Genomic DNA, 24,970 nt, shown 5'->3' with positions numbered 1-24,970 from the left:
TTCAAAAGTCCCATGTGGATCACTCCGTTGTCCCCCGTGGCGCAGTGCCGTGGGGGAAGGGTCACATGGGTCAAATCTCAATGGAAATCAGGCGCTCACCCGGGTCACTTCTCACTGGAAATCAACACGCTAGCGTCCGCTCCCTTTCGGTAACCAAGGCATTCCCCTCGCGCGCCTTCATGGGCACCTGAAAGAACTCCTCTCCCAGCACCGGACGCACGTCTTTGGGAAAGCGCCTGCGGGAGCGCAGCCGCCCCCCGCCCAGCTTGTCGATATACGTCAACTTCATCATCACGGTCATGGCCCATGTGTCCCAGATGTGACCCGGGAAGTGTCCCATTCGGCGGCTGCAAGTGGCTCAAGTTGTTGAGGAAAAACGACTTCCCGTCAAGGAAGTGGTGCCCGGGGGCGGAATCGAACCACCGACACGAGGATTTTCAATCCACTGCTCTACCCCTGAGCTACCCGGGCACGGGTTGGCGGACGGGCGCTGTGGCAGCGCCGTTCGCCGGGGATGCGGCCTTCTAGACGGGCGGTTGGCGGGTGTCCAGTGGGGCTTCGCAAAATTTCGCGCGCGGTCGGCGCCGGGGCACGGGGGAGGGGCGTCGGGCGCGTCGTTCGGGCGTCGATCAGACGTGCTGGCCCGCGTTCACCTCGATCTCGGTCCCGGTCACGTAGCTCGACTGCGACGAGCACAGGAAGTGGATCACGTCCGCGACCTCGGCGGGCTGGCCGAGGCGGCGCAGGGGCAGGGTCTCGACGATCTTCTCGGTGCCCGGCGAGAGGATCGAAGTCTCGACCTCGCCCGGGGCGATGGCGTTGACGCGCACTCCGAGGGGGCCGAAGTCATGGGCCATCTCCCGCGTCAGCGCGGCCAGCGCCGCCTTCGAGGTGGCATAGGCGGCACCGGCGAAGGGATGCACGCGGGCCCCCGCGATCGAGGTCACGTTGACGATCGAGCCGCCGCCCGCCGCCAGCTCCTCGCGCAGGCCGCGCGCCAGCACCACGGGGGCGAAGAAGTTGACGTGGAACACCTGACCCCAGGTCCTGAGGTCGGTCGTGATCGTGTTCAGACGCGCGCCGTCTTCGCCCTTCGGCGAGATGCCGGCGTTGTTCACCAGCGCGTCGAGGCGGCCGTCGAGCTTGCCGCGGATCTCCTCGATGGCGCGGATCGTGTCGTTCGGATCGGCGAGGTCCACCCGGATGTGGTTGTCGGCGCCGCCGGGCCAGGGGCAGCGCGGATCGAAGGGCTGGCGCGAGCAGGTCAGCACCCGCCACCCCTCGGCCGAGAACCGCTTGACCGTGGCATGGCCGATGCCGCGGCTGGCGCCGGTCAGCACCAGCGTGCGTTGCCTCTCGATGTCGCTCACCCTGTTGCCCCTGCGGTTGCGGCCCTTGAGCGGACCTTTCAGACAGACTAACAGAAGGCGTACCGGAGGACAGGGATGAAAAAGCGAGACCCGATGAAAAGCGACTGGATCGCCACCGCGCAGACGCTGAACGCGGCGCTGCCCTACCTGCAGCGCTACGACGGGGCCACCGTCGTCATCAAGCTGGGCGGGCACGCCATGGGCAGCGACGAGGGGATGGCGAGTTTCGCGCGCGACGTCGTTTTCATGCAGCAGACCGGGGTGAACCCGGTGATCGTCCACGGCGGCGGGCCGATGATCAACGACATGCTGAAGAAGCTCGACATCCCGTCGGAGTTCCGGAACGGCAAGCGCGTGACCGACGCGCGGACCATGGAAGTGGTCGAGATGGTGCTCTCGGGTCTCGTCAACAAGCGGATCGTGCAGGCGGTGAACGCAGCCGGGGGCGGGGTCGTCAGGGCCGTTGGGCTGTCGGGCAAGGATGCGAACCTCATGGTCTGCAAGATGACCGACCCCGACCTCGGCTTCGTCGGCACGCCGGTGGGCTTCAACCCCGACTTCCTGCGCTCGCTCCACCGGGCCGAGATCATCCCGGTGATCGCCCCCATTGGCGCGGGCCAGAACGGCGAGACCTTCAACGTCAACGGAGACACCGCGGCGGGCGCCATCGCGGCCAGCCTCAAGGCCGACCGTCTGCTGCTGCTGACCGACGTCGCGGGGGTGAAGGATGCCAGCGGCGACATCGTGACCGAGCTGACCACCGCCAACGTGCGCCAGATGATCGCCGACGGGGTGATCGCGGGCGGCATGATCCCGAAGGTCGAGACGGCGCTCGACGCCATCGAGTTCGGGGTGCGCGCCGCGGTGATCCTCGACGGGCGCGCCCCGAACGCCTGCCTCCTGGAGCTCTACACCGACCACGGTGCGGGAAGCATCATCCGCACCCCGCGATGAGCTTCGCCGCCGTCGAGGAGGCGCTGGCGCCCCATCGCCTGGCGGTGATGGGGGGCTTTCATACGGACGAAAGGGACGGCGCCCCGCCGGGGGCCGGCACGCTGCTGCTGGTCGGCCCGGCCGAGCCGGGCTTCTGGGCCCATGTCACCGCCGAACCCGAGTTCGCGGACGGCGGCGCCGAGCCGATGGACCGCTGGTCGGCGCGGGTGCTCGGTGCCGTGGCGGCAGACCTCGGGGCGACGGCGCTGTTCCCGTTCGGCGGGCCGCCCTGGCCGCCGTTCATCGCCTGGGCGCTGAAATCGGGGCATGCCTGGTCGTCCCCGGTCGAGCTGCTGGTGCATGACGGCGCGGGGCTCTTCGTCTCCTACCGCGGGGCGCTGGCGTTCCCCGGCAGGCTCGATCTGCCGCCGCCGGGGCGACGCCCCTGCGACAGCTGCGAAGGTCAGCCCTGCCGCGCCGCCTGCCCGGTGGGGGCGCTGACGCCCGCCGGTTATGACGTGCCCGCCTGCCGCGCCTATCTCGCCACGCCCGCGGGGCAGGACTGCATGACGCGGGGCTGCGCCGTGCGCCGCGCCTGTCCGGTCAGCCGGAGTTACGGGCGGCTGGAGGCCCAGTCCGCCTTCCACATGGAGGCCTTCGCCCGATGACCCTGACCCTGATCCTGACCCGCCACGCCAAGTCCGACTGGGACGATCCGCGGCTTTCCGACCACGACCGGCCGCTGAACGAGAGGGGCCGGGCCTCGGCCCCGGTGATCGGGGCCTGGCTGGCGGAGCGGGGCTGGATGCCGGGGCAGGCGATGGTCTCCACCGCGACGCGCGCCGTCGAGACCTGGGAGGGGATGGCGGATCCGGTCGGCCGTCCCGAGGTGACGTTCCATCCGCGCCTCTACCATGCCGCGCCCGACACGATGCTGATCCACCTGCGCAAAGCCTCGGCGCCGGTGGTGCTGATGATCGGCCACAATCCCGGAATCGCCGCCTTCGCCGCCGGACTGCTGCGCCAGCCGCCCCGACACCCCCGCTTCGCGGCCTATCCCACCTGCGCGACACTGGTCGCGCGGTTCGAGGCCGAAAGCTGGGACGACGTGGGCTTCGGCCGCGGGTCGGCCGCCGATTTCACCGTCCCGCGGGAACTGATGGGCTAGGCAGCCGTCACGGGGGCGGTTGCCTCGCGAAAGGCACCGAGCGAGGGTTCCGCAGCCGCGACTCCGGAACAGGGCCACGATTCCCTTACTTCTGTGCAACCCTGAGATGTGCTAATTTCCGCTCGTATTTCACGGTCCGGCGCGCCCACCGTTGCGGAGGCGGCCAGGTTCTCACGCTGCGCCCGGCAGGGCCTCGCACCACCGGAATTCGTTGGAGGTATTGAATGACCGACCAAACCCACCCGATGCCCAGACATGGATGGTTCATGGCCGCCGCCGGATGGGCCGCACGCTACATGTTCGTCGGCGCCTTCCTCGTCGCGCTCCTCTTCGCTGCCGGAAAGCTGGGGCTGCCGGTCAACAAGCTCGCCTTCATGGGGCTAGAGTTCGAGTTCCACAAGGTGAACGAGACGATAGACGCCAACAACGAGGATATCGAGAACCTGAAGGCGGAGGTGGGCCAGCTGCGGGCGAACCTCGCCGCGCTGGTCGAGGATCTCGGGAACGACGTCACGAAGCTCACGCCCGCCGTCGTGCGCGAGCTGCCGACCGAGCAGGGGGCGGTGACCGAGCCGGTGATCAGTGTTGAGCCGGTGAAGGGAAAGGGCTGGATCTGGCTCGGCTCCTTCGACTGGGAGACGCGCCGCTGGACCGATGGAAGCCTCGAGGGGCTGTCGGCGCTCGGCACGCCGCAACAGCTCGTCGGACATCGCGGACGCCTCGCGATCAGCGTCAACGTGCGCCAGCAGAAGCCGCGCGCGCCAAGCCAGGGCTACTTCGCCGACATTCCGAGCATGGGCGTTGCCGCCGCGGGGTCCGAGGTCGTGATCCTGTCGTCGCCGAAGTACTACCAGCGGGAAAGCGGGATGCAGTACTGGGCGGAGGTCGAGACGACCTTCCTCCCGAAGGGCCGCGGACTGATCGCCGACGCCGCCGTGGACTGAACCGCGCGGATCGGCCGAGGAGTCCCGACGCTTCCCGCTCCGGCATCTGCGGCCCGCTCCCGCGACACGGGGCCATCGAGGCGTCCGGGGCCGCGCGATGATCTGCCGCCACCGGACCAGCCGGTGTCGCAATCCCCGTTGTCAGCGCAGCGCGGCCCCGGAATAGTGGCCGGGCCGACGCCCCGCGACCGGCCCCCGCAACCGGCCAAAGGACACCGGATGAGCGACTTCCCCACCACGGCGCGCGCCGTCGTCATCGGCGGCGGGGCGGTCGGCGTCTCGTCGCTGTATCACCTGGCGAAGGCCGGCTGGACCGACTGCGTGCTTCTCGAGAAGAACGAGCTGACGGCGGGATCGACCTGGCATGCGGCGGGCAACTGCCCCTCGTTCTCGACCTCCTGGGCGGTGATGAACATGCAGCGGTATTCGCTGGGTCTCTATCGCCGCCTCGCGGCCGAGGTCGACTATCCGATGAACTACCATGTCACCGGCTCGATCCGCCTCGGCCACACGCGCGAGCGGATGATGGAGTTTGAGCGGGCGCGGGGCATGGGCCGCTATCAGGGGCTGTCGCTGGAGATGATGCAGGTCTCGGACCTGAAGGGGCGCTATCCGTTCCTGGAAACGCACGACCTGGCCGGGGCGCTCTACGATCCCGACGACGGCGACATCGACCCGGCGCAGCTGACCCAGGCGCTGGCCAAGGGCGCGCGGCAGATGGGGGCGAAGGTGCTGCGCTTCACGCCCGCGACCGGGGTCAGCCGCGAGAACGGCGAGTGGATCGTGCACACGGCCAGGGGCGACATCCGCTGCGAGGTGGTGGTGAACGCGGCCGGATACTACGCGCAACAGGTGGGCGAGTGGTTCCGCCCCTTCGGCGGGCGGCGGGTGCCGATGGCGGTGATGAGCCACCAGTATTTCCTGACCGAGCCGATCGCGGAACTTGAGGCCTGGACGAAGGAGAACGGCAAGCTGCCGCTTCTGAGGGACGTCGACAGCTCCTATTACCTGCGGCAGGAGAAGACCGGGCTCAACCTCGGCCCCTACGAGCGGAACTGCCGGGCGCACTGGGCGACGCCGGACGATCCGATGCCCGACGACTTTTCCTTCCAGCTCTATCCCGACGATCTGGAGCGGCTGGAATGGTACATCGAGGATGCGATGGCGCGGGTGCCGCTGCTGGGGCAGGCGGGCGTGTCGCGGGTCATCAACGGGCCGATCCCCTATGCGCCCGACGGACTGCCGCTGCTCGGCCCCATGCCCGGCGTGCCGAATGCCTTCGAGGCCTGCGTCTTCACCTTCGGCATCACCCAGGCGGGCGGCGCGGGCAAGGTGCTGGCCGAGTGGGTGACGGAGGGGCAGACCGAGTGGGACATGTGGGCGGTCGATCCGCGCCGCTATACCGCCTACGCCGACGATGCCCACACGCTGGCCAAGGCGCAGGAGACCTATGGCCACGAATACGCGATCCACTTCCCCCACCACGCCTGGCCCGCGGGACGCGACGCGCGGCTGTCGACCCTGCACGGCAAGCTGAAGGCGGCCGGCGCGGTCTTCGGCGCCTACAACGGGTGGGAGCGGGCGAACTGGTACGCGCGGCCGGGGGACGACGTGTCGGAAGGCAGCACCCAGACCTGGCGGCGGGACGGGCCCTGGGCGGTGCGGATCCGCGAGGAATGCGAGGCGGTGCGCGACGGCTGCGGCGTCTGCGCGATCTCCGGCTTCACCCGGCTCAGGCTGGTCGGCCCCGGCGCGCTGGCCCATGCGCAGTCGCTCACCTGTTCGAAGCTGCCGCCGCCGGGGCGGATCGGGCTGGCCTATTTCCCCGATGCGCGGGGGCGGGTGCTGACCGAGATGTCGGCGATGGTGGAGAACGAGGGTTCGGTCGGCTTCATCACTGCCGCCGTGGCCCAGTGGCACGACACCGACGTGCTGAAGAAGGGGCTGCCCGAGGGCGTGGTGCTGGAGGACTGGTCGGATGCGGTCGAATGCCTTCTGGTCACCGGGCCGAGGGCGCGCGAGGTGCTCGGGCCGCTGACCGACGCCGACCTGTCGCGGCCCTGGCTTTCGGTGCAGGGCGGGGTCAGCGTGGCGGGGATGCCCTGCGCCTTGGTCCGCGTCTCCTTCGCCGGGGAACTCGGCTGGGAGATCCATTGCGCCAGCGTCGACGCGCCGGTGATCTGGGACGCGGTGACGGGTGCGGGGGCGCGGCCCTTCGGCATGTGGGCGCTGGACAGCCTCAGGATCGAGAAGGGGTACAGGGCGTGGAAGGGCGATCTTTCCACCGACTACACTCTGCTGCAATCGGGACTGGAGCGGTTCGTCGACTGGACCCTCGACTTCCCCGGCAAGGCGGCGCTCGTGGCCGAGCGCGAGGCCGGACCGACCCGACGCTGCGTGACGCTGCGCGTCGAGGCGGGGGACTTCGATCCGCCCTCCATGGCGACCCTCAGCGCCGGGGGCCGCGTGGTGGGCGAGGTGACGTCGGCGGCCTGGGGGCACCGGGTGGGCCATTGCGTCGCGCTGGCCATGGTCGAGGCGGCGCTGGCACAGCCGGGACAGGTTCTGGAGGTGGACATTTTCGGCGCGCTCCATCAGGCCACGGTGCAGGAGGCGGGCCCGCTCTGGGACCGCGACAATGCAAGGATCCGGGCATGAGCGCGATCACGCTTCTCGACGGGGGAATGGGACAGGAACTGGTGCACCGCTCGGGGGCGGCGCCGACGCCGCTCTGGGCGACGCAGGTGATGCTGGACCGTCCCGGCCTCGTCGAGGCGATCCACGACGACTATTTCGCGGCGGGCGCCACCGTGGCGACGACAAACACCTACGCCATCCACCGCGACCGGCTGGTGGGCACGGGGCTGGAAGACCGCTTCGCCGAACTGCACGCGAACGCGCTTGCGGCGGCGCAGGCGGCGCGGGCGCGGCACGGCGCGGGGCGCATCGCGGGCTCGATCGGGCCCCTCGTCGCCTCCTACCGTCCCGAGGTGCATCCGCCCCACGACACCGCGGCGCCCCTGTACGCCGAGATCGCCGGGATCCTCGGCCCCGAGGTCGACGTGATCCTGTGCGAGACAGTGGCTTCGGGCGCGCACATGCGTGCCGCGCTGGAGGGCGCGAAGGCCGCGGGCAAGCCTGTCTGGATCTCCTTCACCGTGGACGACCGCACCGGCGGCCAGCTGCGCTCGGGCGAGGCGCTGGGACCGGTCGCGGCGGAGGCGGCGGCCATGGGCGCCGACGCGCTGCTCGCCAACTGCTCGGCCCCCGAGGCGATAGCGGATGCGCTCGCCGCCTTCGCGCCCACGGGCCTGCCCTTCGGCGCCTATGCCAACGGCTTCCACCAGATCACTGCGGACTTCCTGAAGGACCGCCCCACGGTCGACGTCCTGCACGCCCGCCCCGAGCTGACGCCCGAAACCTATGCCGGTTACGCCATGGGCTGGGTCGGGCAGGGGGCCACGCTCGTCGGCGGTTGCTGCGAGGTCGGCCCGGCCCATATCGCCGAACTCGCCCGCAGGCTGACCGCCGCGGGCCACGCCATCGTCTGACACGGAGCACCTGCCCATGACCCTCCCCCCCTCGGCCCGCGTGGTCATCATCGGCGGCGGGGTCATCGGCTGCTCCGTCGCCTATCACCTGACGAAGCTCGGCTGGTCGGACGTCGTGCTGCTGGAGAGGAAGCGCCTGACCTCGGGCACCACCTGGCACGCGGCGGGACTGATCGCGCAGCTGCGCGCCTCGGCCAACATGACGCGGCTCGCCAAGTATTCGCAGGAGCTCTACGGCAGCCTCGAGGCCGAGACGGGGGTGGCCACCGGGTTCCGCCGCGTCGGCTCGATCACCGTGGCCCTGACCGAGGCGCGGCGGGAGGAGATCTTCCGCCAGGCCGCCATGGCCCGCGCCTTCGGGGTGGAGGTGGAGGAGATCACGCCGTCCGAGGTGAAGGACCGCTATCCACACCTGAACACCGGGGGCGTGACCGCAGGCGTCTGGCTGCCCCTCGACGGCCAGGGCGACCCGGCGAACATCGCCCATGCGCTGGCCAGGGGCGCCCGGCAGCGGGGCGCGGTGATTGCCGAGGGCGTGAGGGTCACGGGCATCGCCAAGGCGGGCGGGCGCGTCACCGGCGTCGACTACGACCAGGACGGCGCCCCCGGCCACATCGCCTGCGAGCATGTGGTGAACGCGGCCGGCATGTGGGGCCACGGGGTGGGGCGGATGGCGGGCGTCAACGTGCCGCTCCACGCCTGCGAACACTTCTACATCGTGACCGAGCCGATCCCGGGCCTCACCCGCCTGCCGGTCCTGCGGGTGCCCGACGAATGCGCCTATTACAAGGAGGACGCAGGCAAGTTCCTCCTTGGCGCCTTCGAGCCGAACGCGAAACCCTGGGGCATGGACGGCATCCCCGACAGCTTCGAGTTCGACCAGCTGCCCGAGGATTTCGACCATTTCGAGCCGATCCTCGAACGCGCCGCCCACCGGATGCCGATGCTGGCCGAGGCGGGGATCAAGACCTTCTTCAACGGCCCCGAAAGCTTCACCCCCGACGACGCCTACCACCTCGGCCCCTCGCCGGAGGTGCCGAACTTCTGGGTGGCGGCCGGGTTCAACTCGATCGGCATCCAGTCGGCGGGGGGTGCCGGCATGGCGCTGGCGCAGTGGATGGAGGACGGCGCGCGGCCCTTCGACCTCGGCGACGTCGACATCGCGCGGATGCAGCCGTTCCAGGGCAACCGGCGGTACCTCTTCGAGCGCTCGAAGGAGACGCTGGGACTGCTTTACGCCGACCACTATCCCTATCGCCAGAAGGCCACGGCGCGGGGGATCCGCCGCACGCCGTTCCATGCGCAGCTTCTGGAACGGGGCGCCGTGATGGGCGAGCTGGCGGGGTGGGAACGGGCCAACTGGTTCGCGTCGCCGGGGCAGGCGGCTGCGTATGACTATGCCTGGACGCGGCAGACCTTCTTTCCGAACGTCGCGGCCGAGCTGGCTGCGGTGCGCACGGGCGTCGGGATGTACGACATGTCGTCCTTCGGCAAGCTGCGCGTCGAGGGGCCGGAGGCCGAGGCAGCGCTGAACCGGATCTGCGGCAACGACATCGCCGTGCCGGTGGGGCGCATCGTCTATACCCAGTTCCTGAACGAGAAGGGCGGGATCGAGGCCGACGTGACCGTCACCCGCCTCTCGGAAACCGCCTTCCTCGTCGTCACCCCCGCCGCCACGCGGCAGGCGGACGAGACCTGGATCCGCCGCCATCTGGGCGAGGCGCGGGCGGTGGTCACGGACGTGACGGCCGGCGAGGGGGTGCTGGCGGTGATGGGGCCCAAGGCGCGAGCGCTCATGCAGGCCGTGTCGCCGGACGATGTCTCGAACGCCGGCTTTCCCTTCGGCACCGCCCGCATCGTCGAGATCGGCATGGCGCTGGCCCGCGCGCACCGCGTCTCCTACGTGGGCGAGCTTGGCTGGGAGGTCTACGTCTCGGCCGACATGGCGGCCCATGTCTTCGAGACGCTGTGGGAGGCGGGACAGGGGCTGGGCCTGAAGCTCTGCGGCCTGCACATGATGGACTGCGCGCGGATGGAGAAGGCCTTCCGCCACTTCGGCCACGACATCACCTGCGAGGATCACGTGCTGGAAGCGGGGCTCGGCTTCGCGGTGAAGATCGGCAAGGCGGACTTCATCGGCCGCGACGCGGTGCTCAGGAAGCGCGACGCGGGACTGGCGCGGCGACTGGTGCAGTTCCGCCTGAAGGATCCCGAACCGCTGCTCTACCACAACGAGCCGATCCTGCGGGACGGTGCGGTGGTGGGGCACCTGACCTCGGGCGCCTACGGTCACAGCGTCGGCGTGGCCCTCGGCCTCGGCTACGTGCCCTGCGCCGGAGAGAGCGCGGAGGCGCTTCTGGCGTCGGGCTGGGAGATCGACGTGGCAGGCGTGCGGGTGAAGGCGGAGGCGTCCCTGCGGCCCGCCTACGATCCCGAGGGGGACCGGATGCGCGGCTGAGAGGGCGGATGCCTCCGGCGGGAGTATTTCTGCAAGGAAGAAGCAGGGGGTGGCGCGGCTGGGCGGCGGGACCCTTTGTTCGTCGCGACGTCTTGCGCCTTGCGGGCGGCGGGACGCTGGCGGGAGGGGCGGGGCCATCGTCGCCGTTGCGGGGTTCCGTGGATCGTATAGCGTCGGGACAGGGCAACACGGGTGGTCGCGATGGCGTTTCGGGAATGGGCGGGTCTGGTCCGGGGGATCGGTCTGGCGCTGGTGCTCGCCACGGGGGCCGAAGCGCAGGAGTTCTTCACACTGAAGGGCCACGGCGGGCCGATCAAGGGCATCGCCGCCGGCGACGACGGCACGATCCTGACCGCGAGCTTCGACAATTCCGTGGGTCTCTGGCGGGACGGGGTGCCGCGCTGGCTGGAGGGGCACCGGGCGGCGGTCAACGCGGTGGCCTGGCTTGCGGACGGGCGGGTGCTGTCGGCGGGGGGCGATTTCACCGTCCGGCTGTGGGGCACGGCAGCGGGGGCGGCGCGGGAACTCGGGCGGCACCCTGGCAAGGGGATCCGGCTGGCCGTCTCGCCGGACGGCAGCCGCGCGGCCTCGGCAAGCTGGGACGGGACGGCGAGGCTGTGGGACCTGGCCGGCGGCGCCGCGCCGGTGGAGGTTTCGGGCCACAAGGCCGCCGTCAACGACGTGCTGTTCTCTAAGGACGGCCGGCGGCTTTACACCGCTTCGGCCGACGGGACGATCCGCCTCTGGGATGCTGCGACCGGCACTTTCGAGCGGCGCATCGTCGCCCACGGCTTCGGGGTGAACACGCTGGCGCTGGCCGGGGACGAGAGCTGGCTTGCCTATGGCGCGGTCGACGGGGTGACGCGGGTGGTGACGCTGCCCTCGGGCGAGACCATGGGCGACTTCACCGCCGACCGCCGCCCGATCCTCGCCATGGCCTACGACGCCGGGACGCAGCGGATTGCCGTGGGCGACGCCGAAGGCTTCATCATGCTGATCGACAGCGCCGCGTGGGAGGTCGCCGCCGATTTCCGCGCCACGCTTTCGGGGCCGATCTGGGCGCTCGCCTTCTCGCCGGACGGGGCGAACATCCACGCCGGCGGGCTGGACAACGCGATGTACAGCTGGCCGGTGGCCGGGCTGGGCGAGGCGCCGGTGATGGCCGACACGAAGCGCAGTTTCCTGACGCCGCCCGGGCAGATGGACAACGGCGAGCGGCAGTTCCAGAGGAAGTGCTCGATCTGCCACACGCTCGGCCCCGACGGCGCGCGGCGGGCCGGGCCGACGCTGCACGGGCTGTTCGGGCGGCAGGCGGGCAGCGTCGCGGGCTATCCCTATTCCGAGACGCTGGCGGGCTCGGAGATCGTGTGGTCGGCCGAGACGATCGACCTGCTGTTCGACCAGGGGCCCGACCACTACATCCCCGGCTCGAAGATGCCGATGCAGCGGATCACCGGGGCCGGGGACCGTGCCGACCTGATCGCCTTCCTCGCCCGCGCCACGCAGTGAGCTTGCCGTGGCGGGGCCGTGCCGGTAGGGCAGGGCGATGACCTACGCGCCCCCCGACACGCCGCTCGACATCGTCTACCAGGACCACGAGATCCTGCTGCTGAACAAGCCCTCCGGCCTGCTGTCGGTGCCCGGCAAGGGCGAGGACCTGGCGGACTGCCTGCTGACGCGGGCGCAGGCGGCCTTTCCGCAGACGCTGCTGGTGCACCGGCTGGACCGCGACACCTCGGGGATCATGGTCTTCGCCCAGACCCCCCATGCGCAGCGCCACCTCGGCCTCCAGTTCGAGAAGCGGATGGTGAAGAAGGCCTATGTGGCCCGGGTGTGGGGGGATCTGCAGCCCGACGCGGGGACCGTCGATCTGCCGCTGATCGTCGACTGGCCGAACCGGCCGCGGCAGATGGTGGATCACGAGAACGGACGGGCGGCGGTGACGGACTGGCGGGTAGCGAAGCGGCGGGAGGGCGAAACGCGGGTCAGGCTGATGCCGAAGACCGGGCGATCGCACCAGCTCCGGGTGCACATGCTGGCCCTCGGCCACCCGATCCTGGGCGATCCGTTCTATGCCGAGGGCGCGGCGCGGGACTTCCCCCGCTTGATGCTCCACGCCGAGAGCCTGCGGCTGAGACATCCGGACGGCGGGGTGGGGATGACCTTTCGGGCGAAGGCGCCGTTCTGAGGCGGGGGCGGGGAGTAGAGCGGGGTTTGTAAGGCCTGCGGCTGTTCCGGGAAAGACGGAGTTTCGGAAACTCCGGGCGCACCGGCTCAGAGGTCATGCCCGGCGGCAACGCCGGGCAGCCCCCGACCGCCCCGTCTCGCCGGAGGCGTGCCTTCGGCACGACGCGGGGGCTACTCCCCCGCCCGGCGGTCGAGGGCTGCCCTCTGTGCGGAGTGGTACGCCAGCGGCCAGCCCGGCAAAGGGGTAATCGAGGGAAGAACCTAACCCAGAAACTGCACCGCCGCCTGCAGCTCGCTCTCGGCGATCTCGTGGCCGCCGGGATGCCAGTGCAGTGTCACGTCCGCCCCCTGCGCCTCGAACCAGGACGCGACCTCCTTCGTCACCCCCCGCGGACAGATCGGGTCGCGCTCTCCGGCGGTGATCAGCACGCGCCGGCCCGCCAGCGACGGCTCGGGCGCGGGAGCCCAGGGGATCAGCGGGTGCATCAGGATCAGATCGTCGAACAGGTGGCCCGCGTTCATCGCCACCGCCGCGAGGATGTTCGCGCCGTTGGAATAGCCAAGGCCGATCACCCGCGGCGCGTCGCCCTTCTCGGCGGTCACGAAGTCGATCATCGCCGCGGTGCGCGCGGCGAGATCTTCCATGTCGTAGACGCCCTCGCCCTTGCGCCGGAAGAACCGCAGCGCACCGTGCTCCGACACGTCGCCCCGGGGCGAGACCACGCGCGCGCCGGGCACCAGCTGCTCGGCGAGGCCGTGGAACTGCGCCTCGTTCCCGCCGGTGCCGTGGAAGGTCAGGAACAGGGGCGCGCCGGGCGCCCCCTCGGTCCGTTTCGCGACATACATGGCTCAGCCCTCGATCGGTTGCAGGTGTTTCTCCAGCCGGGCGCGCAGGTGCTCGTGCTGGCTCGGCAGTTTCAGCGCCTCGCCGAGATGCGCGGTGTCCTCGTCGCGGTCGAAGCCGGGTTCGTTGGTGGCCACCTCGAACAGGATGCCGCCGGGGATGCGGAAGTAGATCGCCCAGAAGTAGTCCCGGTCGATCACCGGCGTCACCTGATAGCCGGTGTCGAGCAGCGCCTCGCGCACCTCGAGCTGGCGCGCCCGGTTCTCCACCGCGAAGGCGATGTGATGGACCGACCCCGCGCCCTGCCGCGCGTGGTGGGCCGAAACCGCCTCGACGTCGATGGCGTTGGCTGCGTTGCCGCCGGGGACGATCAGCCGGGTTGTGCTGCCCTCGGTGTCGTCCTTTTGGTAGCCCATGAAGCCCAGCAGTTCCTTCGCCGCGTCGGCGGATTTCGGGTCGAGCCTCAGCGAGGCGGAGTGGAACCCCCGGATCGCCTCGTCGGCGCCGACGCCGTTGCCGGTCCAGGGGGTGCGGGTGTCGTCGGTTTCGACAAGCGCGAAGCGGTCGCCGTCGGGGGCGGCGAATTCCAGCGCGGTGGCGCCGAAGATCGTGGTCTGGGCGATGTCGGTCACACCCTTTTCCGCCAGCCGGGCCACCCAGGCGGGGGCGGTGCCCTTCGGGATGGCGAAGCGGGTGGTGCCGACCTCGCCCACACCGGCGGTGCCGCGGGCGGCGTGGGGGAAGGGGAAGTAGGTCATGACGCTGCCGGGCGTGCCGACCTCATCGCCATAATAGAGGTGATAGACGTCGGGCGCGTCGAAGTTCACCGTCTTCTTGACCCGGCGCAGGCCGAGCGTGTCGGTGAAGAAGGCGTTGTTGGTGCGGGCGTCCGAGGCCAGGGACGTGACGTGGTGAAGGCCTTTGATCTGGGTCAGCATGGCGGGTCTCCTCGGGTTTCGTTGCGAGGAAGATAGGGCGGGACCCGGACGCACGATAGGGGTGCGGCAGAACCAAGTTTGTGCATATTCACACTTGACCCGCGCCGCGCGGACCTTTCGCCCCGCTGCCTCCCGTATGCACGGATGTAATACGCGAGTCATACGCAAATCCGACATGCACTCTCCGCCACCGGTAGGGCGGGGTTCACCCCACCACCCGGCCTCCGGTCACGGTCGTCCGTAAGCTTGCGGAGAACCGAGGGGCCCATCCAAGGATCGCCCCCAAGTCACAGCGGCTCAGATGTCTCGCCCGGCGGCAACGCCGGGCAGCCCCCGACCGCCCCCCCGGGCGGGGGCTACTCCCCCGCCCGGCGGCCGGGGGCTGCCCTCCATGCGGAGCGGAACCCTTGATGCCAAAAGGGTTTTGAAGAACAAGAATTATGTTGTAATATCAAAGTATTACGCCGGCTTTCCGCAAGCTGGCATCGTGGTCTCCACAAGCTGCCGCGCCTACTCCGCCGCCTTCACCGCCACCGCATCGTCCGCTTCGAACTCGAACCCGTCGAGCCGCGCCGCCCGGCGTCCCGCCCGTTCCGCCGCGGTGGAGATCCCTTCGAGGTCCGCCCGCGCCTGGCCGAAATGGGTGTTCAGCTTCTCGACCTTCTCGACCACCAGCTCTACGTCCCGATGCAGCAATTTCAACGTCTTGCGGATCGCCCCGGCCTGTTCCCTCAATCGCGCGTCCTTCAGGATCGCGCGCATCGTGGTCAAAGTCGCCATGCAGGTCGTGGGCGACACGATCCAGACCTTCGCCTCGAACCCCTCGCGCACCAGCTCGGGGAAATTGCCGTGGAGCTCGGCATAGACGGCCTCGGAGGGCAGGAACATCAGCGCCCCGTCCGCCGTCTCGCCGGGGATGATGTAGCGCTCGGAGATGGCGCGGACGTGGCCGCGGACCGAGGTGCGGAACCCCGCCACCGCCGCCCGCTTCTCGTGGTCCGTCTCGGCCCGCCGCAGCGCCTCGTAAGCCTCCAGCGGAAACTTCGAATCCACCACGATCGGCCCCGGCGGGTGGGGCAGGTGGATCACGCAGTCGGCGCGGCGATTGTTCGACAGCGTCACCTGCCAGCCATAGCTGTCCTTCGGCAGCGCCTTCTCCAGCAGGTCGTGCAGCTGGATCTCGCCGAAGGCGCCGCGGGTCTGCTTGTTGCTGAGGATGTCCTGCAGCGACAGCACGTTGCCCGACAGCCGCTCGATGTTCTCCTGCGCGCGGTCGATGGTCTTCAGCCGCTGCTGGAGCTCGCCCAGCGACTGGGCGGTGCGGGTGGACGATCCCTGCAGGCTCTCGCTCATCCGGGCCGAGACCTCGGCCAGCCGTGCCTCCATGTGGGCGAGGAGGTTCGCCTGCGCCGCCGCCTGCGCCTCGGCCACCTGCGAGAGGCCGCCCGCCAGCCGCTGCTGCCCCTCGCCCATCGCCTGCACGCGGTGCGCGAGCGGTTCGAGAAGCCGCGCCGTGCGGCCCATGCGGCGGAGCGCGACGGCGAGCAGCACCAGCAGGAGGAGCAGGACCACGCCGGCCGCCGCGGCAAGCTGCACCTGCGGATCGGCCGGGTCGAGCGTCAGCGGGCCGACCTCGATCATCGCCGCCCGAACAGACGCTCGATGTCCGACAGTTTCAGCTCGACATAGGTGGGGCGGCCGTGGTTGCACTGACCCGAGTGGGGCGTCGCCTCCATCTCGCGCAGGAGCGCGTTCATCTCCTCGGCCCGCATCCAGCGCCCCGAGCGGACCGAGCCGTGGCAGGCGACGCGGCTCAGCACCGCCTCGATCCGGGCCTGGAGGGTCGAGCTTTCGCCGAGGTCGTCCAGTTCGTCGAGGATGTCCTTCAGCATCGCCGTCGCGTCCACGGCGCCGAGGATTGCCGGCGTCTCGCGCACGGCGAGGGCGCCATGGCCGAAGGGTTCGACCGTCAGCCCGAGGCGGGAGAGCTCGGGGGCCAGTTCCATCAGGCGGGCGCAGTCCGCGTCGGAGAGTTCCACGATCTCGGGGATCAGCAGGGCCTGGGCGGCGACGGCGTTCTCGGCCAGCTGGCGCTTCAGCTTCTCGTAGACGAGGCGTTCGTGGGCGGCGTGCTGGTCGACGATCACCATGCCGTCGGCGGTCTGGGCGATGATGTAGTTCTCGTGCACCTGACCCCGCGCGGCGCCGAGGGGGAAGTCCTGCCGCGGCGCTTCCGGCTCGGGCATCGGGGCAGGGGGCTCGGCCGCCCGCGCCATGACTGGCATCGGCTCGGCGAAGCCCGGCGCCTGGGCGGCGTGGGCGGCGCGCAGGACCGACGGCGAGGGACGGTCCATCTGGTAGACGCGGGCCGGTCCCTGTGGCGCTGCGGGCTCCGTCCGCATCGCGCCCAGCACCCCCGCGGCCACGGTGGTCGAGGCGCGGTGCCCCGCCCCGGCCAGCGCGTGGCGCAGGGCCGAGACGATCAGCCCGCGCGGCAGGCCGGGATCGCGGAAGCGCACCTCGGACTTGGCGGGGTGCACGTTCACGTCCACCGCCTGCGGGTCGCATTCGAGGAAGAGCGCCGCCGCCGGGTGCCGGTCGCGCGACAGGAAATCGGCGTAGGCCGCGCGCAGGGCGCCGTAAAGCAGCCTGTCCCGGACGGGACGGCCGTTGACGAACAGGTACTGCGTCACCGCCGAACCCCGCGAATAGGTCGGCAGCGCCGCGAAGCCGGTCAGCATCAGCCCCTCGCGGTCCGCCTGGATGCGAAGCGCGTTCTCGGCGAACTCCGTCCCCAGCACCCGCGACAGCCGCCCGTGCAGCGCGTCGAACAGGTCTCCGGTCCCGGCATCGGCGCGGAACACCACCCGCCCCTCGCCGCCGCCGGTGACGTCGCGCAGCACGAAGGACACGAAGGGCTCGGCCATCGCCAGCCGCTTGACCACGTCGCCGATCGCCTGCGCCTCGGACCGGTCCGAGCGCATGAACTTCAGCCGCGCGGGGGTGGTGTGGAAGAGGTCGCGCAGCTCGGCCACCGTGCCCGCCGACAGTGCGGCGGGGCGCACCGGCTCGGACCGCCCGCCGCTGACGGCGAGGCAGGCGGCGTCCGAGCCCCTCGCGCGGGAGGTGAGCGTCAGCCGGCCCACGGCGCCGAGCGAGGGCAGCGCCTCGCCCCGGAAGCCGAAGGTGTGGATGTTCAGCAAATCCGAGCCGTCGATCTTCGACGTCGCATGGCGCGACAGCGCCAGCGGCAGGTCCTCGGGCGCGATGCCGCAGCCGTCGTCGGCGACCCGGATCAGCGTCTTGCCGCCGTCGGCATAGGCGATGTCGATGCGCCGCGCGCCTGCGTCCAGCGCGTTCTCGACCAGTTCCTTGACGGCCGAGGCCGGACGCTCGACCACCTCGCCGGCCGCGATGCGGTTGATCGCGGCCTCGTCGAGTTGCCGGATGACGGGGCGGATTTCGCTCATGTTGGGTGCGGCTGAGGGCATGACACAACCCATAGCACGGCGATTTTCGATTCGCGCGGGCAAAATCCGCCCCCCGCCCCGGGGTGGCCGAAGCCGCCCGCCCTTGACCATCCCGCCGCCTTCACCCTCCATGGCAGGCAGGAAAGCAGGGGGCAGCAGGGGCGGCGGATGGCGAACATCGAACACTGGACGGTCACGAAGTCGGCGGTGACCGCGGCGGGTGGCATGGTCGCCGCGCAGCACCATCTGGCGGCGCGGGCCGGGGCCGACGTGCTGCACCGGGGCGGCAACGCCGTGGACGCCGCCGTGGGCGCGGCGCTGGCCCTCGGCGCGGTGGAGCCGTGGATGTGCGGGCTTGGCGGGTCTGGGTTGATGACGGTCTGGCTTGCGGCGCAGGGGCGGGCGATGACGCTCGACTTCCAGGGAATGCTGGCGCAGGCGACGGACACGGCGGATTACCCGGTGGACCCGGACCTGCCGATCACGCTGATGGGGTTCCCGACGGTTCGGGGCAACGCCAACGTCGAGGGCTACCGCGCGATCACCGTGCCGGGCGCGGCGGTGGGGTTCGACCACGCGCTGCGCCGCTGGGGAACGATGGATCTGCAGGACGTCGCCGCCCCGGCCATCGCGCTGGCCGAGCGGGGGGTGGCCGCCGACTGGTTCACGACGCTGCAATGCGCGCTGGCGATGAGCGTGCTGGAGCAGGATCCGGGGTCGGCGGCGATCTACCTGCCGGACGGTCGGCCGATCCAGCCGGAGGCGCGGCTGTTCATCCCGAACCTCGCCGAGACGCTGCTGCGCTTCGCCCTCGGTGGCGCCGAGGCGTTCTATCGCGGCACGCTGGCCGAGGATCTGGCGGCGGATCTGGAGGCGGGCGGCTCGCCGATCCGTGCCGCCGATTTCGCCGCCTACCGCGCGATCGAGGCCGCGGCGGAAACGGGGGAGCATCGCGGCGCCACGCTCCACACGCCGGGGAAGGAGAGCGGGGGGCAGCGGTTGCGCGATTTCCTGTCCCATCTGGGGCGGGAGATGCCGGAGCCGCCGGGCAGGCCGGACCCCGAAAGCTGGGCGCTCTATGCCCACGGGCTGAACGCCGCCTGGCGCAGCCACAACGCGCGGATCGGGCGGGGGACCGAGCAGGGGGCCTGCACCTCGAACCTCTGCACCGCCGATGGCGAGGGCAACATGGTGGCGCTGACCCATACGCTGCTGAACCGCTTCGGCTCGGGCGTGACGCTGCCGAAGACCGGCCTCCTGATGAACAACGCCGTCAGCTATTTCGACCCGCGCCCCGGCTGGCCCACCACCATGGCGCCGCGCATGCGGATCAACGCGTCGAACATCTGCCCGACCGTCGCCACCCGCGACGGCGCGGCGCTGTTCGCGCTCGGCGCGTCGGGGGGCAACCACATCATGCCCGCGGTGGCGCAGGTGGCGGCGCTGATGCTGGACTTCGGGATGTCGCTGGAAGAGGCAATGAACCATCCCCGCCTCGACGCCTCCGACCGCGGCTCGGTCCGTGCCGACCCCCGACTCGGGCGCGCAGTGCTGGAGTGGCTGGCCGAGGAGCACGAGGTCGAGGTGGCCGAGCGGCTGACCTTCCCCAAGCTCTATGCCTGCGTCTCGGGCGTGGCGGCGGAAGGCGGGCGGCTCGCGGGGCTGAACGATCCGTCCCTGCCGATCGGCGGGGCGAGCGGGCCGATGGCCATGCCGAAGCCCGCGGTGGCCGCGAAGGCCGGAGGGCAGCCCCATGCCTGGGCGCATCGTCGCCGTTTCCATGCCCCGCCCCGACCGGATGGAGGCGTGGATCGCCGAGTTCCGCCCGCTGCTGCCGGGGTTCACGGTGCTGCCCGCGTCGGAGGTGCGGGACGCCGGGGCGGTCGAGTATGCCATCGTCTGGAAGCCGCCCGCGGGGCTCCTGAAGGGCTATCCGAACCTGAAGGCCACCGTATCGGTCGGGGCCGGGATCGACCATGTGGCGGCGGACGCGGAGTATCCGCGCGGGGTGCCGGTGATCAAGACCATCGGGCCGGACATGACGCTGAGAATGCAGGAATACGTCTGCCTGCACGTCCTGCGGCTCCACCGCGACCAGCCGCGGCTGGAAGCGGCGCAGCGGCGCGGCGCATGGGACCAGCATTCGACGCCCACGGCGCGCGACCGGCGGGTCGGGATCCTCGGGATGGGGCATCTGGGGCAGGCGGCGGCGCTGGCCCTTGCCGGGTTCGGCTTCGATGTGGCGGGCTGGTCGCGGAGCGGTCGCGGACCCGAGGGGATCGCGATGTTCGGGGCGGAGGGGCTGGAGGCCTTCCTTGCACGCACCGACATCCTCGTCTGCCTGCTGCCTCTGACGGCGGAGACGGAGGGGATACTCGACGCCCGCACCCTCGGGATGCTGCCGAAGGGCGCCTGCCTGGTCAACGCGGCGCGGGGCGGGCACCTGGTGGAGGAGGATCTGCTGGCGGCGCTGGCCTCGGGGCAGGTGTCCCACGCGACCCTCGACGTCTTCGCGGTGGAGCCGCTGCCCGCGGGCCATCCGTTCTGGAGCCATCCGCAGGTCACGGTGACGCCCCATGTCGCCTCGCTGATCGACCCGAAGTCGGGGGGGCGGGTGATCGCCGGGAACATCCTGGACTTCGAGGCGGGCGAGGAGGTGCGGGACCTGACGTGGATCGGGCGGGGGTATTGAGGGGGGCGACGGGGTGAAATCGTTTCTCCCCGCATTCTGACCGCTTTCTATCATGCGCGATGAACGACGCACCTAAATTCATGCGAAACGTGGAAGCCTTGGAAACCACTCAGCAGCCTGGACAGGCCCGGCGGCCACGCCGGGCCGCGCCCGTCCAGGGCTCCGCCCGTTCCCGCCTCGAAACGTCCACTGGACGTTTCGCCGACCACGTCGGACCGGCGTGAACCCCTCCCCCCGGGAGGGCGCATGGCGATGTCGCATGAAGTGCGCGCCACCATTGTGCTTTCAAGCGCGCTCGACAGAACGAGCGTCCCAAAGCGCCCTCCCAGCGTCGGGCGCGGCCCTTAGTTCGGAGCGGTGGATCAGCTGAAGCGGTGCACCAAAATTGACAGCAGAAGGCTGGCTTCCGGGAAAAAGAAAACGGCGGAGCCTGTACCCCGCCGCTTCCATCCCTCGCGCGACTGGGAAACCCTCAGTTCCCCGCCGCCAGCCCCTCCGGCTGACCCACCACGAAGAAGTGGAGATCCTCGGGCCGGTAGATCCGCCTGGCCACCCGGTTGGCCTCGTCCAGCGTCACCGCTTCGATCTTGTCGTTGCGGGTGTTGACGTAGTCGATCGGAAGCCCCTGCATCTGGAGCCCGACGATCTGGTCGGCGATCGGGCCGTTGCCGTCGAAGCGCAGGGGGAAGGCGCCGGTGAGATAGGTCTTGGCATCGTCCAGTTCTTCCTGCGTCACGCCGTCCTCGGCGATCCGGGCCCATTCGTCCTTCACCACCTGCACCGTCTCGGCGGCGCGGGCATTGGCGGTCGCCGCCTGGCCCATCACCAGCGCGCCATAGTCGTAGGGTGCGAGGTAGGTGCCGATGCCATAGGTCAGGCCGCGCTTCTCGCGCACCTCGGTCATCAGCCGGGACGAGAAGTTGCCGCCGCCGAAGATCTGGTTGACGACATAGGCCGGGAAGAAATCGTCGTCGTCCCGCGCGATGCCTTCGTGGGCGAACAGGATCACCGATTGCGGCGTGTCGAAGGGCACCACGGTCGTCCCCTCGCCCAGCAGATAGGGCGCGGGGCCGGGGAGGGTGCCGCCCGTCTCGGGGAGCTCCCCCAGCAGGTCGTCGAGCAGCTTGCCCAGCTCCTCGGGCGTGATGTCGCCCACGGCGCCGACATAGAGGCGGTCGCGCACCAGGACGTCCTTCCAGGCCTGCACGATGTCGTCGCGGGTCAGGGCCGTGACGCTTTCCACCGTGCCGCTGCCGTCGCTGCCGTAGGGGTGGTCGGGGCCGAAGGTCATCTCGCGCATGGTCTCCTGCGCGATCTCGCCGGGATCCTGTGCGCTGGAGCGGATGTTCGACAGCACCTGTTCGCGCACCCGGTCGATGGCGTCCTGGTCGAAGCGCGGCTCGATCAGCGCGGTCTTCAAGAGTGCCACCGCCTCGTCGCGGTTCTCGGTCAGGAACTTGGCCGAGACCGACATGGCGTCGTTGTAGCTGTCGAAGCCGAAGGAGGCGGCCAGCGCCTCGCGCGCCGCCGCGAACTCCTGCGCGTCCCTGTCGGCGGCGCCTTCCTCCAGCGTCGCCGTCATCAGGTTGACCGCGCCGCGCTTGCCGGGGCGGTCCAGCACCTGGCCACCCTTGAACCGGATCTCCAGCGCGGTGAAGGGGATCGAGTGCTCCTCGACCAGCCAGGCGGTGATGCCGCCGGGCGAGGTGACTTCCTGGATGTCGACGGCCGCGCGGACCGGCAGGGCGGCGAAGAGCGCAAGCGCGAAGGGGACGACGAAGCGGATCATTGCAGGGTCTCCGTGGCAGGGTCCGTAGCGGCGGGAACGACGGGCGCTTCGGCCTCGGCGGACGGGGCGGGGGTGTCGGCGGGGGCGCGCAGCCAGCCGGTCACGGCGTTGCGGCGGTCCAGCACCTGCCGCCCGGCCGCGACGATCTCCTCGCCGGTGATGGATTGCAGGATGTCGGGCCAGTCCTGCACGTCCTGCACCGTCAGACCGCTGGTCAGCGCATCGCCGTAGACGCGGGCGCGGGAGTTGACGGAATCCTGGGCATAGACCTGCGAGGCGCGCAGCTGCATCTTGATCCGGTCCAGCTGGTCCTGATCGACGCCGCGGTCCAGGAACGCCGCGATCTCGCGGTCCATGGCGTCCTCCGCCTCCTGCAGGGTGGTGCCCGGCGCGGGGGCGATGGCCAGCCCGAAGGTCGTGTCGTCGTAGGAGGTGCCGTTGTAGAAGGCCGTGACCCAGAGCGCCTCCTTGGTCTGGAACTGGAGCTTCGTCGACAGCTCCGAGGTCTGGGAGGAGCCGCCCAGCACCTCGGCCAGCAGCTGAAGCGCCGCCGCCGTGCGCTGGTCGCCCGGATCGCGCTCGGGGGCGAGGTAGGTGCGGATGACGTAGGGCTGCGCGACGCGGGGGTCCTCGTAGACCAGCCGCCGCTCGGCCAGCTGCTGCGGCTCCTGCGGGCGCACACGTTCGGGCAGGTTCTCGGTCGGCGCGATCACGCCGTAGTACTTTTCGGCCAGCGTCCTCACCTCGTCGGGCTGGACGTCGCCCGCGACGATCAGGATGGCGTTGTTCGGGGCATAGTAGGTGCGGTAGAAGTCCATCGCATCCTCCAGCGTCAGCGACTCCACCTCCTGCTTCCAGCCGATCACCGGCTTGCCGTAGGGGCTGTTGAGGTACTGGGCCGCGTTGCGCTGTTCGGTGAACAGGGCGCCGGGATCGTTCTCGGTGCGCATGTTGCGCTCTTCCAGGACCACCTGACGCTCGGTCAGGATGTCGGTCCCGTCGAGCTTGAGGCCGCGCATCCGGTCGGCCTCCATTTCCATCATCAGCTCCAGCCGGTTCGAGGCGACGCGCTGGAAATAGGCGGTCTGGTCCTGGCTGGTGAAGGCGTTGTCGGAGCCGCCGTTCTTCGCCACGATCTCGGAGAACTCGCCGGGCTTCAGCTTGTCCGTGCCCTTGAACATCAGGTGCTCGAAATAGTGGGCCACGCCCGAGACGCCGGGCGGTTCGTCCGCGGCGCCGGTCTTGTACCACACCATCTGCACCACCACCGGCGCGCGGTGGTCCTCCAGCACCAGGACCTCCATCCCGTTGTCGAGCGTGAAGGTCGTCAGCTGGTCCTCCGCCGCGGGGGCGGCGGTGGCAAGCCCCGCGGCCAGAAGGCCCGCTGTCAGGACGGTGAGTCGGGGCAGGGTGAAGCGATGCGGCATGGAACCTCCGGCGCGATGGTCGTCGACGCGCAGCATGTGTCATCGGAGGGAGGGGCTTCAACCCCGGCCACGCGCATGTGAGCGCGGCCCGCCGCCTCAGCCCTCGGGTTCGGGCGGAACGGCGGGGGTGGCGACGCCCGCGCGGCGGAACCGCTCCAGCTCGCGGTACTGGTCCAGCTCCTGTCGGCGATAGGCACGGAAATAGACGTTCACGTCGAACAGCCGCTCCAGGACGCGCCCGTCGTTGCGGCGCCGGAACTCGAGGTCCGCGGCGGCAAGGTCGGAGCGGATGCCGGGCTGGACGCCGAAGCGCGTGGTGTGGCGGATCAGCGCAGGATCCTGCACGCCGCCGCCCGCAAGGCGGGACGGGCTGCCACCGAGCGCGGCCACGGCATCGACCTCGGGCGTCGGGTCGGCCAGATTCTGGGCGCCGGGGGTAGGTGCGGGCAGCTCGGAATAGCTCTCGGGCGTTTCCAGCGGCTTCGTGGGCAGGATGGCGAACTCGTCCGGCCCGTCGCCCTGGGCGGACAGGTTCAGAAGCCTCGGCTGGCTTTCGCTGCAGGCGGAAAGCACCAGCAGGCTGCCCGCGATCAGGGCCTGTGCAAGGATCGGCTTGCGCGTCATCCGGATCTCCGTCCCGTCCATGGCCATTGTCTAAACCATCGTCGCCGCCCCGTCACGGGCTCTTTGACCGGCGCGCCGCGGATTTCCGCCCGCCCGTGCCGCCGTTCTTTCCCGCGCCGCTCCCGGTGAACAGCAGAAGCCCCACCGCGCCGAGGAAGATCGCGATGTCGGCGACGTTGAAGGCATAGGGGTTGTCGATGCCGCAGCAGGACATGTTCAGGAAATCCGCCACCGCGCCATAGAGCAGCCGGTCGACCACGTTGCCGAGCGCGCCGCCGACCAGGAAGCCCGCGCTGACCTGGGCCAGCCGGCCCGCCCGCTCGCGCCGCATCCACAGCACCACCCAGGCCGAGATCGCCAGCGCGACGAGGATCAGCGCCCATTTCGTGAGGTCGGTCTCGCCCGAGAACAGGCCGAAGTTCACGCCGCGGTTCCAGGCCATCCGGAGGTTCAGGTAGGGCGGGACGAGGTCGATCGCGCCGACCGAGGACAGGTTCATCGCATGGACCACGACGTACTTGCTGACCTGATCGAGCAGGAAGATCGCGCCGGCCGTTTTCCAGAGAATGCGCATC

20 protein-coding genes, 1 tRNA gene and 1 pseudogene are annotated in these 24,970 nt (G+C 70.4%); 11 read left to right on the top strand and 11 right to left on the bottom strand.

All coding sequences use genetic code 11. The features are described 5' to 3' along the window. Positions 1-121 precede the first annotated feature (121 nt). From A7B20_RS13945 to A7B20_RS13935, 3 genes are all read right to left on the bottom strand, one after another. Complete coding sequence (locus tag A7B20_RS13945) at positions 122-301, bottom strand: hypothetical protein (protein ID WP_157937686.1); 180 nt, start codon at positions 299-301, stop codon at positions 122-124. Between the two features lie 95 nt (positions 302-396). Then, positions 397-471 (bottom strand) — tRNA-Phe (locus tag A7B20_RS13940). Positions 472-629: 158 nt separating this feature from the next. After that, entirely contained in the window at positions 630-1,361 is a 732-nt protein-coding gene (locus tag A7B20_RS13935) for an SDR family NAD(P)-dependent oxidoreductase (protein ID WP_102109200.1), read from the bottom strand. 84 nt (positions 1,362-1,445) lie between these two features. Between A7B20_RS13935 and argB the strand changes: the two genes are divergently transcribed. The 9 genes from argB to A7B20_RS13890 all read left to right on the top strand — a co-directional run bounded on the left by argB (position 1,446) and on the right by A7B20_RS13890 (position 12,612). Further along, positions 1,446-2,324 (top strand): acetylglutamate kinase, encoded by an 879-nt coding sequence (argB, locus tag A7B20_RS13930; protein WP_172961017.1) that lies wholly within the window; start codon positions 1,446-1,448, stop codon positions 2,322-2,324. Continuing rightward, positions 2,321-2,971, top strand: coding sequence for a ferredoxin (locus tag A7B20_RS13925; protein WP_102109192.1), 651 nt, complete (start codon positions 2,321-2,323; stop codon positions 2,969-2,971). Before argB ends, A7B20_RS13925 begins: the two co-directional genes overlap by 4 nt. Beyond that, on the top strand, positions 2,968-3,471 hold the full coding sequence (locus A7B20_RS13920) for a SixA phosphatase family protein (RefSeq protein ID WP_102109191.1): 504 nt from the start codon (positions 2,968-2,970) through the stop codon (positions 3,469-3,471). The genes A7B20_RS13925 and A7B20_RS13920 overlap by 4 nt, the downstream gene beginning before the upstream one ends. 224 nt (positions 3,472-3,695) lie before the next feature. Beyond that, entirely contained in the window at positions 3,696-4,415 is a 720-nt protein-coding gene (locus tag A7B20_RS13915; protein ID WP_157937685.1) for a hypothetical protein, read from the top strand. A 219-nt stretch (positions 4,416-4,634) separates the two neighbouring features. Then, a complete protein-coding gene (locus tag A7B20_RS13910) occupies positions 4,635-7,073 on the top strand; it encodes a GcvT family protein (RefSeq protein WP_102109189.1) in 2,439 nt (812 codons plus the stop codon). Further along, positions 7,070-7,966, top strand: coding sequence for a homocysteine S-methyltransferase family protein (locus tag A7B20_RS13905; protein ID WP_102109188.1), 897 nt, complete (start codon positions 7,070-7,072; stop codon positions 7,964-7,966). Before A7B20_RS13910 ends, A7B20_RS13905 begins: the two co-directional genes overlap by 4 nt. A 16-nt stretch (positions 7,967-7,982) precedes the next feature. After that, the gene (locus A7B20_RS13900) at positions 7,983-10,424 is read left to right on the top strand and encodes a GcvT family protein (protein ID WP_102109187.1); all 2,442 of its coding nucleotides are present in this window, start codon (positions 7,983-7,985) and stop codon (positions 10,422-10,424) included. Between the two features lie 201 nt (positions 10,425-10,625). Further along, positions 10,626-11,933, top strand: a complete 1,308-nt coding sequence (locus A7B20_RS13895) for a c-type cytochrome (protein WP_102109199.1) — start codon at positions 10,626-10,628, stop codon at positions 11,931-11,933. 37 nt (positions 11,934-11,970) lie between these two features. Then, the gene (locus tag A7B20_RS13890; protein ID WP_102109186.1) at positions 11,971-12,612 is read left to right on the top strand and encodes an RluA family pseudouridine synthase; all 642 of its coding nucleotides are present in this window, start codon (positions 11,971-11,973) and stop codon (positions 12,610-12,612) included. Between the two features lie 260 nt (positions 12,613-12,872). Here the strand turns inward: A7B20_RS13890 and A7B20_RS13885 are convergent, their stop codons facing one another. The 4 genes from A7B20_RS13885 to mutL all read right to left on the bottom strand — a co-directional run bounded on the left by A7B20_RS13885 (position 12,873) and on the right by mutL (position 17,884). After that, positions 12,873-13,457: an alpha/beta hydrolase gene (locus A7B20_RS13885; protein ID WP_102109185.1), complete on the bottom strand. Its 585-nt coding sequence runs from the start codon at positions 13,455-13,457 to the stop codon at positions 12,873-12,875. 3 nt (positions 13,458-13,460) lie between these two features. Beyond that, the gene (locus A7B20_RS13880; RefSeq protein WP_102109184.1) at positions 13,461-14,393 is read right to left on the bottom strand and encodes a VOC family protein; all 933 of its coding nucleotides are present in this window, start codon (positions 14,391-14,393) and stop codon (positions 13,461-13,463) included. Between the two features lie 510 nt (positions 14,394-14,903). After that, entirely contained in the window at positions 14,904-16,034 is a 1,131-nt protein-coding gene (locus A7B20_RS13875) for a DNA recombination protein RmuC (protein ID WP_102109183.1), read from the bottom strand. Continuing rightward, the gene (mutL, locus tag A7B20_RS13870) at positions 16,031-17,884 is read right to left on the bottom strand and encodes a DNA mismatch repair endonuclease MutL (protein WP_102109182.1); all 1,854 of its coding nucleotides are present in this window, start codon (positions 17,882-17,884) and stop codon (positions 16,031-16,033) included. The genes A7B20_RS13875 and mutL overlap by 4 nt, the downstream gene beginning before the upstream one ends. A gap of 147 nt (positions 17,885-18,031) precedes the next feature. Here mutL and A7B20_RS21820 point away from each other — a divergent pair. Both A7B20_RS21820 and A7B20_RS13860 read left to right on the top strand, forming a co-directional pair. Next, a pseudogene (locus A7B20_RS21820) lies at positions 18,032-19,477 on the top strand (gamma-glutamyltransferase); the annotation flags it as partial. A gap of 139 nt (positions 19,478-19,616) precedes the next feature. Next, complete coding sequence (locus tag A7B20_RS13860; protein WP_102109181.1) at positions 19,617-20,555, top strand: 2-hydroxyacid dehydrogenase; 939 nt, start codon at positions 19,617-19,619, stop codon at positions 20,553-20,555. A 472-nt stretch (positions 20,556-21,027) separates the two neighbouring features. Here the strand turns inward: A7B20_RS13860 and A7B20_RS13855 are convergent, their stop codons facing one another. The 4 genes from A7B20_RS13855 to lspA form a co-directional block, all read right to left on the bottom strand. Then, positions 21,028-22,344, bottom strand: coding sequence for a M16 family metallopeptidase (locus tag A7B20_RS13855; RefSeq protein ID WP_102109180.1), 1,317 nt, complete (start codon positions 22,342-22,344; stop codon positions 21,028-21,030). Beyond that, positions 22,341-23,771, bottom strand: a complete 1,431-nt coding sequence (locus A7B20_RS13850) for a M16 family metallopeptidase (RefSeq protein ID WP_102109179.1) — start codon at positions 23,769-23,771, stop codon at positions 22,341-22,343. Before A7B20_RS13850 ends, A7B20_RS13855 begins: the two co-directional genes overlap by 4 nt. A gap of 96 nt (positions 23,772-23,867) precedes the next feature. Next, on the bottom strand, positions 23,868-24,395 hold the full coding sequence (locus A7B20_RS13845) for a DUF3035 domain-containing protein (RefSeq protein WP_102109198.1): 528 nt from the start codon (positions 24,393-24,395) through the stop codon (positions 23,868-23,870). A gap of 52 nt (positions 24,396-24,447) precedes the next feature. Then, positions 24,448-24,969, bottom strand: coding sequence for a signal peptidase II (lspA, locus tag A7B20_RS13840; RefSeq protein ID WP_102109178.1), 522 nt, complete (start codon positions 24,967-24,969; stop codon positions 24,448-24,450). Position 24,970: the final 1 nt, after the last annotated feature.

Source organism: Oceaniglobus roseus (assembly GCF_002869745.1).
Taxonomy (GTDB): domain Bacteria; phylum Pseudomonadota; class Alphaproteobacteria; order Rhodobacterales; family Rhodobacteraceae; genus Oceaniglobus; species Oceaniglobus roseus.
Note: the sequence above shows the minus strand (reverse complement) of the source record. Positions and strands in the feature narration are given on the sequence as shown.